Raw genomic sequence first — 10,509 nt, 5'->3', positions numbered from 1 at the left:
GCGGAAAGATCTTTGGTGAGGTCGATCGGCGCGACCGGCTGCTTGGGCGTAAGCTCTTCCTTCGACGCCGCGACGCGTCCGCCCCAGCATTCCACGACCGCGCTGAGCCCTTTGAGACGGCAGCCGGCGAGAAACGCGTGGCGGCCGCCGGAGCATGTGCCGAAAATCCCGATCTTGCCGCTGAAGTTCGGCTGCGCGCGGAGGAACTGCATCGACCCTTCGAGATCGCCGAGGACCTGATCGTCGGCGACGCCGCCGGCCGCGCGCACTTTGGCGCCGACGTCTTCCGGAGTTCCGTGGCCGTCGCGGAAATAGAGATTGGGCGAGATCGTGAGATAGCCGTGGTGCGCGAACCTCCGGGCGCATTCACGGTACCATTCGTCCCAGCCCGGCGCGTGGTGAATGACCACCATTCCCGCAAATTTTCCGGCGCCCAGCGGCTTGGCGAAATAGGCGTTGATCTTGTCGCCCTTGGCGCCCTTGATGTCGACGGTCTCCGCCGTCATGCCTTCGTATTGATCGGTCGTGTACATGGGTACCTCCGTGTTTGAGATTGATTTGAGTGCGACGGTCGTTTACTAACACCAAATTCGCCGGCGGCGCAATACCTACTCGGTATCTTCCTTGTATCTGCTCCGCGGGCGCTCGACTTGCTTGAGGATTTTCTTCCTGAGCCGGATCGATTGCGGCGTCACCTCGACCAGCTCCTCGTCGGCGATCCATTCGATCCCCTCTTCCAATCCCATCTCGCGGTGCGGCGTGATCAAGATATTTTCGTCGCGGCCGGCGGCGCGGATGTTGGTGAGTTTCTTCTCGCGGCAGATGTTGACGTTGAGATCGTTCTCGCGCGAGTACTCGCCCACGACCATGCCTTCGTAGACGCGCGTTCCCGGCGCGATGAAAAGCGCGCCGCGCTCCTGGAGATGAAAGACCGCGTACGGCGTCGTCATGCCCTCGCGGTCGGCGACCATCGCGCCGTTGCTGCGCGACTGGATCGGCCCGTGCCACGGCGCCCAGCCGTTGAACAGCGCGTTGGCGATTCCGGTACCGCGCGTGTCGGTCAAAAAGCGCGAGCGGAACCCGATCAGTCCCCGGGACGGCACGGCGAATTCCAGCCGCACGCGCCCGGAGCCGCCGTGGTCCATCTTGGTCATCTTGCCGCGCCGGGTCGCCAGCAACTGCGAAACGATCCCGATGTGCTCCTCGGGAACGTCGATCACGAGCAACTCCACTGGCTCGTTGACGGCGCCGCCGAGCTCCCGCGTGATGACCGTCGGCTTCGACACTTGCAGCTCGTAGCCTTCCCGGCGCATGGTCTCGATCACGATGGCGAGCTGGAACTCGCCCCGGCCGGTGACCCGGAACGCGTCCGGCGACTCCGTCTCCTCGACGCGAACGCTGACGTTCTTCCGCTGCTCGTAGATCAGGCGCTCCCGGAGCTTGCGCGAGGTGACGAAATCTCCCTCGCGCCCCGCCCACGGCGAGTTGTTGGCGCTGAAGATCATCGCGATGGTCGGCTCGTCGACGCGCAGCGGCGGCAGCGGCTCGGGATGCTCGCGGTCGGCGATTGTGTCGCCGATCTGGATCTCTTCGATCCCGGCCACGGCGACGATGTCGCCGGCGCCGGCCGACTCGACCTCGCTCCGCTTGAGCCCGCGCCAGCCGAAGACTTGAGTGACTTTCACCGGCTGCTGGAACCCGTCGGCGCGGCAGAGGGTGTACTGGCCGGTGCGGAGCGTGCCGCCTTTCAACCGTCCGATCGCCAGGCGCCCGATGTAGTCGTCGTAGTCGAGATTGTTGGCCTGGAACTGCGTCGGCGCCGCAGCATCGACGACCGGTCCGGGCAAAGCATTCAGGATCAATTCGAAGAGAGGCTTCAAATTTTCCGACGGCTCTTTGAGATCGCGCATCGCGAGGCCGGCGCGGGCGTTAGTGTAGACGATGGGAAAGTCGAGCTGGTCCTCGTTGGCGCCGAGGTCGATGAAGAGGTCGTAGATCTCGTCCAGCACTTCCGCGGGACGGGCGTCGGCGCGGTCGATCTTGTTGATGCAGATGACCGGCGGCAGGCCGGCCTCGAGCGCTTTTTTGAGGACGAAGCGCGTCTGCGGCAGCGGCCCCTCCGAGGCGTCGACCAACAGCATCACGCCGTCCACCATCGCGAGCGTCCGCTCCACCTCGCCGCCGAAGTCGGCGTGGCCGGGCGTATCGACGATATTGATTTTGACGCCGCGGTAATGAATCGAGGTGTTCTTCGCCAGGATCGTGATGCCGCGCTCGCGCTCCAGGTCGAGTGAATCCATGACCCGGTCGACCACCTGCTCGTTGGCGCGAAAGATGCCGCTCTGGTGCAGCATGCCGTCCACCAGCGTCGTCTTGCCGTGATCGACGTGGGCGATGATGGCGACGTTGCGGATGTCGCCGCGGCGATTGGGAGCGTTTTGATTCATCGATCCTCTAAAAACGAATTAGGTGCCCGACAACTCGTGGAGCCGCCTCGAATAGTGTAGCTCTTTGGATTGAGGAACTCAGCGACGGCCGACTCAGCGAGGGCCGTTGCCAGATCGGGGGCTTGATGGTATGCTCAAATTGTTCTTTAGAGCTTGCCTTTCGTCATCATTGAACAGCCTCCGAGCTTTAAACGAGCCGGAGGCTTTTTATTTTTCCGTGAGTGTTGTAAGGAGGGGATATGTCAGACGCAAGAGAGGAAGTCAAACTACAAGACGGAACGCTCATCCGCCATAGGATCGCGGGGTACGAAGGAAGGATCGACGGCATTACCTCGCTTAAGGTCAGTTTCACCCAGAAAGGCGAGTCGTTGGGAAACGCAATCAATAAACAGAGCTTTCAGTACCGCGTGCTTGTGCAAGGGGAAATCATGCGGCGGATTGCGCCGATCGAGGATCTGGAAGTTTTGGAAGGTGTCGCCGATATCACCTGCTCCGGTTGCCACGTCTCCTTCCAAAGCAGGCCTGGGTATGCCAACAAGCCCGGAGGGCGCTGCGAATGCGGCGGCTGGATATGCCCGTCATGCCTGATCTGCCGGGACACGCCCTCCTGCTCCAAACAACGTCTGCGCCTGGTGCGGAGGATGGCCGCCAAGAAAAAGGCCCGAAGCAGTTGAAATATTGACTTAAACGAAGTAGAGTCGGCTTTCGTTTCAGTATGGGGCCTCCTGAAACGGGAAGTCAGAAGAGTTGAAGGCTCAGTCAGTCTCCCTTGCGAAACGATGCCTAAGGATAAAACCGACCAGAGCGTGGGTTTCCAGCCTTTCAAGTTCTCCATGTTCTGCTCCTCTTAGCGGTCAGCTTCTCAGGGTTAAAGACATTAACATTCTCTCAAAGGAGGGAGAACATGGGTAATAAATTGTACGTCGGCGGTTTGCCTTATTCCGTAACCGAAGGGCGGCTACAGGAAATCTTCGCGGCGCACGGCACCGTAGAGTCCGCGAAGGTGATCTCGGATAAATTCACCGGACAGTCGCGCGGCTTCGGCTTCGTCGAGATGAGCTCCGGGAGCGAGGCGCAGAAGGCGATGGAGGCCTTGAACGGCACCCAGCTCGACGGACGCACGCTGGTGGTCAACGAGGCCAAGCCGATGGCGCCCCGCGACGGCGGCGGCGGGAATCGAGGCGGCGGAAACAGAGGCGGCGGCCGGGATCGCTGGTAGTTTTTTCACCATTTAAATGAAGAAAGGGGGCAACGGGTCGGTTTGCCCCCTTTTTTTATATTGGATCGGGGATAAATATAAACCCGCACGCTCTTAAAAAAGAAAGTGGGCAACGATGGCATCTTACATGGAATGCGCGGCAGGATTTGCTTCTCTCTTCCTGTACGCCAGCTTCTTTGAGTGGTTTTTGCATCGCTTCTTGATGCACAGGCCTTTATGGTCGTACCCGTTTCGCTCTCACGCCTTGATGCACCACGGAATTTTTCGTTCCGGTCCGAGCTATTTCCTGCCGCGGGGCCAAAACCATAAAAATATCCGATTCGCCTGGTGGAACGCGCCCATGATCATCGGTTTGCATGCGCCGCTCGTTTTTTGGGCCCAGCACCTCCTGGAAGCGAATATTTTTTTCGGCGGCATGGCGGCGCTGGGCTTTTATTATTTCCTCTACGAGTATCTCCACTTCTGCATGCATGTGCCCAAGAAGCGCTGGTTCGAGACGAGCGCGTTGTTCTCCTGGCTCGACGCGCATCACCACCAGCATCATCAGCGCCATTTCAGCAACCTCAACGTCGTCCTTCCCCTGGCCGATTTTCTGTTCGGCACCCTCATCCGAGCCAGGGAGCGTATACCGGCGCAGAGACAATCGGCCCCAGTTCAGAGCAGCGACTCGCTACCAATCGTCCATCCGGCCAGCCCATCGGCATGACGATTTTTGTCGTACCGGTACCTTTTTGTCCCGCGCCGATCCTCCGTCTTCCTAAAATCAGCCAATGATTTGGCTCTGCAGCCGTTGGCATATTCATTGCTGATCCAAGAAGATATGCAAATTCTTAAGTTTGGCCATAAACTGGCCGGCGCGCCATTCTACAGCCACATTCTCCGCTGCATCGGTCAAAACCTGCAGCAGTTCGAACTCAAAGGCTTCGATATCAAATGCCAGGATGACATCTACCTCGTTCAAGGTTGGCGCAAGGGAGCGCCCACCTCCGTGGAGGTAAAGGAGCGCTATACGCTGGAGGACTTGCAACAAATAGATATCGAAGAAAGGAAGAAACGACGCGCCGGGTCGGGGCGCGCGAACCTCCTGGATCTCGCTCATCTTCTCCGCACCACGGGAAATTACGTAGACTTCCTCGGCGCTCGGCTGCTTCGAGTCGAGTGGCAGTATCAATCGGACAAGGTCCAATGCATAACGATCCAGTACCAAGCCTCGGACGCCGATGATTCGCCGGGCGCAATCGACGAGGTCTGCGTTCACATTTACAAGGAAAGAAAGAAAATGCGGCCGTTGCCCCGGCTGGAGGCGGCGGAAGCGGCAAATTGACGCGAACGCCCTGCTAAACCTTCCAACCTTTTGTTGAACCAAGCTCCCTTCTGCTATTTATATAAGCGCTCGATGAAACCGCTCTTTTTGATCTCGTCGAGAAAGCTTCGATCGACGAAATAGGCCGGGCTTTGGGACTTGGGCGCGTTCACCTGCTCCAGCTCGGAGCGGAGCCCGGCATCGTCGGGGTAAGGCGCAGCCTCGATATTGTCCTTCACGTCATCGACCCAGGCGCCGACCTGCTGCTCGCTCAGCCCGCGCATATGCTTTTGCAGGATGCGCACGGCTCCCGTCTTGTTCGTCTTGAAATAATGGATCGCCTCGACGTAAGCCTGGACGAAACGAAGGACAGCGGGCCGCTCTCGTTTGAGCTTGCGCTCGGTCGTCGTCAACGGCGCGTCGAGTCCGGAAATGCCGAGCTCGCGCGCGCTCGCGCCTTTGAGCTGCCGCGCCTTGCCCTGGAAGACGAGCAGCATGCCGGACTCGCCGAGAACGCCGACCTCGATTTTGCCCGCCTCAAGCGTCTGCGTCACGCCCGGAGTTCCGCCCATTTGTAAAATAGTAACGTCGGATTCTTTCATGCCGGCTTTTCTGAGCGCGGTCCTGAGAAACGTATCGCCGGCCGAGCCGAACTGCGTCACGCCGACGATCTTTCCCTTGATGTCCTTGAGACCGCCGAGCGTGGAGTCCGGCTTGACCAAAACCCGCTGCGAGGAATACGACGAGGGCGACGCGAGCATGGCGATCTCGGCGCCCTGCATGCGCGCGCGCAATATCGCCGCGCTGCCCGCGACGATAAAATCGAGATCGCCCGCGATCAGCGCCTGCACCGTGCGCGGGCTGCCGGGGATGAGGACCACGTCCGCGCTAAATCCATGCTTGGCGAGAAGGCCGGAGTCCCGCGCGATCCAGAAAAGTCCTTGTCCTGGGTTGATGGCGACGTGGGCGAGCGTGAGCTTTTGGGCATGAAGCGAAACCGGCGCGAAGAAAGAGAGCAGCAACAGCGCCGAACAAAACAGTTTCATGAGGAGACCAATAGCCCGCCGGCTTCACCCCTGTCAATCGCCAGGCACGATGAATCGCGCGCCTATCCTGTTTTGCCTTTTTACTTTTCCCTTTTTACTTGTTAAACCTCGGCGCAAAGGAGAAACGCCATGGCCCTCGACTTTGTCACCAACCAGGAGATCATCCTTGCGGCTCGCGGGAATCTCGACCAAAATGCCTGGGACTATCTCACCGGCGGCGCCGAATCCGAGACGACGATGCGGCGCAACCGCTTCGGTCTCGATTCCCTCGCCTTCCGACCGCGAATACTCGTCGACGTCTCCAGCGTCGATCCCTCGACGAGCTTTCTCGGCCACAAGCTCAGGATTCCGGTCATGCTGGCGCCGATCGGTTCGCTGCAAACACTCACGCCCGAAGGCGGAGTCGCCGTCGCCAAAGCAGCCGCAGAGTTCGGCACGATCCAGTTAGTCAGCTCGGTGACGCAGCCGAGCCTGGAAGAAATCGCCGCAGCAAGCGCAAGCCCGAAGATATTTCAGCTCTACGTGGCGGGCGACTTGAAATGGGTGGAGAGCCTGCTCGCTCGCGTGAAGAAATCCGGTTACAAGGCGCTGTGTCTGACGGTCGATACCGCTCACTACGGCAGACGCGAACGCCAGATGATGGACCGCTGGCTCCCGCCAAGCCGGCGACAGAGCGGATACGAGTATCGCGCCGTGCTCACGTGGGAGATCATGGACGCAATCAAAGAGATGGCGGGATTGCCCTTTATTCTGAAAGGCGTCGCGACGGCGGAAGACGCGGCGCTTGCGGTGAAACACGGAGTCAACGCGGTGTACGTTTCCAATCACGGCGGGCGGCAACTCGACCACGGACGCGCCGCGATCGAGATGTTGCCGGAGATCGTCGCAGCCGTCGGCGGCAAGGCCGAGATCGTGCTCGATGGCGGGATCACGCGCGGCAGCGACGTGGTGAAGGCGATCGCTCTCGGCGCGAAGGCGGTCGGGATCGGCAAGCTTCAGGGCTGGGGCCTTGGGGCGGCGGGCCAGGCCGGGCTGGTGCGAGTTCTTGAATTACTCGAGAGCGAGATCACGGTGACGATGGGTCTGCTCGGCGTGACCCGCGTCGATCAGTTGAAGCCGGAGTACGTTTGCAAGACGCAACCGCTAGGACCTACGCACGAGATGAGCGCGTTCCCGCACATCCCTGGAGGCAGGCTGACTTAGGTAACCCCTTCCAGTTCTGGTGAAGAAATTATGCTCTACTGCCGCCACTTTTAGAGATGGCGACGATCGCAACAATCACCACCAGTATGAGAACACCGCCCACCAATAGCGCCACCGTCGAATCCACACCTAAAATCGTGCTGCCGGACGATCCGGATAATACTCCAGGCGCACCCTGAGGACCCGGCGCCCCTGGCGCACCTTGTGGACCCGGCCTTCCCGGTTCTCCCCGAGGTCCCTCCGGACCGGGAGCTTTCTCGGTCCGTTCCGGTTGTATTTGTATCTGTACATCGGGGGCGCTCTTGGTTTCGGCCGTGTTTCCGGCGTTGGCAAAAAAGCTTACGATGGCAAGAACAACAAAAAAGGATAGGGCGCTTAGCAGATACTTTTTCATGTTCGACCCTCCTTGTGGTTTTTATTGTCTTGACGGCTCGATATAGGCTAGCAACAGGAGCCGCTAATGCAATGCAGGTCAATACCCTAACGAGCGATGAATGCGTCCTTCACATACTTTAGTTTTTACTTTTCATGAGGACGACCGTCTCAACCTGTTCCGTTTGCGGAAACATGTCGAAGGGTTGTATCGCGCTGACGCGATAACCATTTATGATAAACCTGTCGAGATCGCGAGCGAGCGTCGCCGGCTCGCATGAGACATAGATAATCCGTGGAGGCTGCAAGGGCAGAAGCGCGGCCATGGCTTCGGGCTGAACACCCTTGCGCGGCGGGTTGACGACGATAAGATCGATCGGCTGAAGATCGCGCTTCGCTTCTAGCAGTTTTTCGACGACACTCCCTTCGAAAAAGCGACAGTTGGAGACGCCGTTCATCCGCGCGTTTTGCTTCGCCGTCGCGATCGCGAGGGAATTTTCATCGACGCCCCAGATAAGCCGCGCCGAAAGCGCAAGGTAGAGAGAGATCGGACCGACGCCGCAGTAGAGATCGAACGCCGTCTCCTTTCCGCTCAAACCCGCCAACGACTCGACTTTCTCATAAATTTTCCGCGCGATCGGCGGATTCGCCTGGGAAAAAACGCCGACGGGGAGCCTCAGCTTCCACGGGCCGATCCGTTCGAGGACGGTATCGCGGCCGGCAAGCGAACGCGAGCGCGGCCCCCAGATGACGTTGCCGGGATCTTCATTTATATTCTGGGCTACTCCGATGATAAAGCTAAAGCGTTTTTTGAGAGCCCGTGCGAGCTCGTTTCCTTTGGGGAACGCGGCGTGCCGCGTTACCAAAGCCAGCACGATCTCGCGCGACCAGAAGCTATAGCGGATGTCGAGATAACGCAGATCGCCGCTGTCATTTGTCTCATCGTAAGGAGCGATGCCGAGCCGTTGAATTTCCTTTTTGAGCTGCTGAACGACGCGGTTCACCGGCTCCGGATGGACCGGACAGGAGGAGATGTCAACGACGTCATGACTTTGAGGCAGATATAGCCCGGCGAGCACTTCGCCTTTCGACCAGCGCACGACGAGCTTCACGCGCGCCCGGTATCCCAACCGGCGCGGCGAAGGAACGACAGCCGGGACTTCAGGATGCTGAAGCGAAGGATAAACCGCGAGCGCTTGGGCCAGGATTTGCTGTTTTCTTTTTAGTTGCTCCGGATACGGAAGATTGATGAACGGGCAGCCGACGCAGCCTTCCGGATAATGCGGGCAAGGCGGGACGTATGCGCCGTGATGAGGTTGATGCGATCCTTTTCGGTGCGCTGGAAAGGCCGAATCTCGTTGAAAAGACACGGACAAGAAATATAGGCAAGAACAGATCGGGTCAACTAAAGTTAGAAACATGTCGGAAATGGACCGGGAATGAGCAGATAGTATTTGCCTGGATGATCTATACAAGTAGCTAATTTTCCATGTAAATCTATTTTTGAATCGGTATTCCAATCGGAAATGAACAGGCCTATAGTGGCATCGTGGCTATTCAGTATGAAACCCCAAATCATTGGATCGCGTATGACCGGGCAGCGATCCAAGTTGAGTTGTTAGGCGCGAAAGCGGCGATGCTTGCGCTGACGCAAATTCCCTATCAGCGTAGTTGGGCGGAGGAGCTTCAGCAGATTCAGCTGAAGCGGGAGGTCGCGGGAACATCACGCATCGAAGGGGCTGAGTTTACAGAGAAAGAGCTGGACGCGGCGATGCGTGAGACGCCGGAACAGCTTGAGACACGGTCCCAGCGGCAAGCAGCCTGCGCTCTTGCCACCTATCGATGGATCGCCCAATTGGAGCCCGACCGTCCGATCGACGAATCCTTAATCTGTCAGACGCATCGCCGCATCGTTTCCGGATGCGATGATGATCACTGCCCGCCGGGGCAGCTTCGCACCCGAGATCAAAATGTGACTTTCGGCACTCCCCACCACCGCGGCGTTGAAGGCGGAGATGAGTGTGGGGCCGCTTTGCAGCAACTTTGTCAGGCCGCGCGAACCGCTTTTCGCGACCACGATCCGCTTATTCAAGCTCTCGCGCTTCACTACCACTTCGCCGCGATGCATCCGTTTCTCGACGGCAACGGCCGCACGGCCCGCGCCCTCGAAGCTCTGATGCTCCAGCGTGTCGGCTTGCGCGACACGCTGTTTATCGCGATGTCGACTACTATTACGAGCAAAAGCCCGATTATCTCGCCGCGCTTACCGGAACAAGGGCTTTGAATCACGACCTGACGCCGTTTCTCAAGTTTGCGTTAAAAGGCATCGAGAGCCAGTGCCGGAGGCTCTTCTCGGAGATTCGTCTACACGTTGCCAAGGCCCTTTACCGAAATACCGTCACGGATCTTTTCGGGCGACTGAAATCACCGCGCAAGCGCGTGATGTCGGACCGGCATATGCAACTGCTACAACTGCTGCTGGAGGAAGAAAGTCTGACTCTTGCGGCGCTCGAAAAGCGGACGGTGCACTTTTATAAAGTGGGCAATTTCCGCAAGGCCTTGATCCGCGACCTGAGCTATCTGATGCAGCTACAGGCGATTCAAGTTAAACAGTTACCCGACAAGAGCGACTTTTTTCTATCGATCAACCTGGAGTGGCCGACGCAGATCACCGAGACTGAGTTTTTCAAGCGAGTCAAAGAAATGCCGAAAGCAAAGGTTCACGGGTTCCTGTCGTCTTAGGACCGCTGCGGATTCCCTGTCAAAAGCACCTACAATGTCTCAATTGCTCCGGATACGGAAGATTGATAAACGGGCAGCCGACGCAGCCCTCCGGATAGTGCGGGCAAGGCGCGACGTACTCGCCGCGAGTGCGGTCAGTTTCAGCCATCAAGGCCTGTGCGTACGGCGCAACGCGTT

General features: G+C 58.7%; 12 protein-coding genes. 7 read left to right on the top strand and 5 right to left on the bottom strand.

The annotated features are described in order from the left end of the window. Positions 1–533: dienelactone hydrolase family protein (locus VGL70_04305; protein ID HEY3302743.1), on the bottom strand; the 533-nt coding region annotated here is incomplete at its 3' end. A gap of 75 nt (positions 534–608) precedes the next feature. Next, positions 609–2,447, bottom strand: a complete 1,839-nt coding sequence (gene typA / locus VGL70_04300; GenBank protein ID HEY3302742.1) for a translational GTPase TypA — start codon at positions 2,445–2,447, stop codon at positions 609–611. Between the two features lie 239 nt (positions 2,448–2,686). On the opposite strand from typA, the gene VGL70_04295 reads away from it, so the two are divergent. The 4 genes from VGL70_04295 to VGL70_04280 all read left to right on the top strand — a co-directional run bounded on the left by VGL70_04295 (position 2,687) and on the right by VGL70_04280 (position 4,990). Continuing rightward, positions 2,687–3,121 carry a hypothetical protein gene (locus VGL70_04295; protein HEY3302741.1) on the top strand — a complete coding sequence of 145 codons (435 nt, stop codon included), beginning with the start codon at positions 2,687–2,689 and terminating at the stop codon, positions 3,119–3,121. A gap of 230 nt (positions 3,122–3,351) precedes the next feature. Continuing rightward, the gene (locus VGL70_04290; protein ID HEY3302740.1) at positions 3,352–3,666 is read left to right on the top strand and encodes an RNA-binding protein; all 315 of its coding nucleotides are present in this window, start codon (positions 3,352–3,354) and stop codon (positions 3,664–3,666) included. A gap of 340 nt (positions 3,667–4,006) precedes the next feature. Next, positions 4,007–4,372 (top strand): hypothetical protein, encoded by a 366-nt coding sequence (locus VGL70_04285; protein HEY3302739.1) that lies wholly within the window; start codon positions 4,007–4,009, stop codon positions 4,370–4,372. A 114-nt stretch (positions 4,373–4,486) separates the two neighbouring features. After that, positions 4,487–4,990, top strand: coding sequence for a hypothetical protein (locus tag VGL70_04280; protein ID HEY3302738.1), 504 nt, complete (start codon positions 4,487–4,489; stop codon positions 4,988–4,990). A gap of 53 nt (positions 4,991–5,043) precedes the next feature. On the opposite strand, the gene VGL70_04275 is transcribed toward VGL70_04280, so the two are convergent. Further along, on the bottom strand, positions 5,044–6,015 hold the full coding sequence (locus VGL70_04275; GenBank protein HEY3302737.1) for an ABC transporter substrate-binding protein: 972 nt from the start codon (positions 6,013–6,015) through the stop codon (positions 5,044–5,046). A gap of 129 nt (positions 6,016–6,144) precedes the next feature. Between VGL70_04275 and VGL70_04270 the strand changes: the two genes are divergently transcribed. Then, a complete protein-coding gene (locus tag VGL70_04270) occupies positions 6,145–7,218 on the top strand; it encodes an alpha-hydroxy acid oxidase (GenBank protein ID HEY3302736.1) in 1,074 nt (357 codons plus the stop codon). A gap of 28 nt (positions 7,219–7,246) precedes the next feature. Here the strand turns inward: VGL70_04270 and VGL70_04265 are convergent, their stop codons facing one another. Both VGL70_04265 and rlmD read right to left on the bottom strand, forming a co-directional pair. Further along, entirely contained in the window at positions 7,247–7,612 is a 366-nt protein-coding gene (locus VGL70_04265; protein ID HEY3302735.1) for a collagen-like protein, read from the bottom strand. A gap of 118 nt (positions 7,613–7,730) precedes the next feature. Continuing rightward, the gene (rlmD, locus tag VGL70_04260) at positions 7,731–8,960 is read right to left on the bottom strand and encodes a 23S rRNA (uracil(1939)-C(5))-methyltransferase RlmD (protein ID HEY3302734.1); all 1,230 of its coding nucleotides are present in this window, start codon (positions 8,958–8,960) and stop codon (positions 7,731–7,733) included. A gap of 179 nt (positions 8,961–9,139) precedes the next feature. Here rlmD and VGL70_04255 point away from each other — a divergent pair, with 179 nt between their 5' ends. Together VGL70_04255 and VGL70_04250 are read left to right on the top strand one after the other, a co-directional pair. After that, positions 9,140–9,874, top strand: a complete 735-nt coding sequence (locus VGL70_04255; protein HEY3302733.1) for a Fic family protein — start codon at positions 9,140–9,142, stop codon at positions 9,872–9,874. Further along, positions 9,871–10,332: a hypothetical protein gene (locus VGL70_04250; GenBank protein HEY3302732.1), complete on the top strand. Its 462-nt coding sequence runs from the start codon at positions 9,871–9,873 to the stop codon at positions 10,330–10,332. Before VGL70_04255 ends, VGL70_04250 begins: the two co-directional genes overlap by 4 nt. Positions 10,333–10,509: the final 177 nt, after the last annotated feature.

The sequence above is a fragment of the Candidatus Binatia bacterium genome, assembly GCA_036504975.1.
Lineage (GTDB): Bacteria > Desulfobacterota > Binatia > UBA9968 > UBA9968 > JAJPJQ01.
The sequence above is the reverse complement of the archived record's forward strand: the minus strand, read 5'-3'. Positions and strand labels throughout refer to the sequence as shown.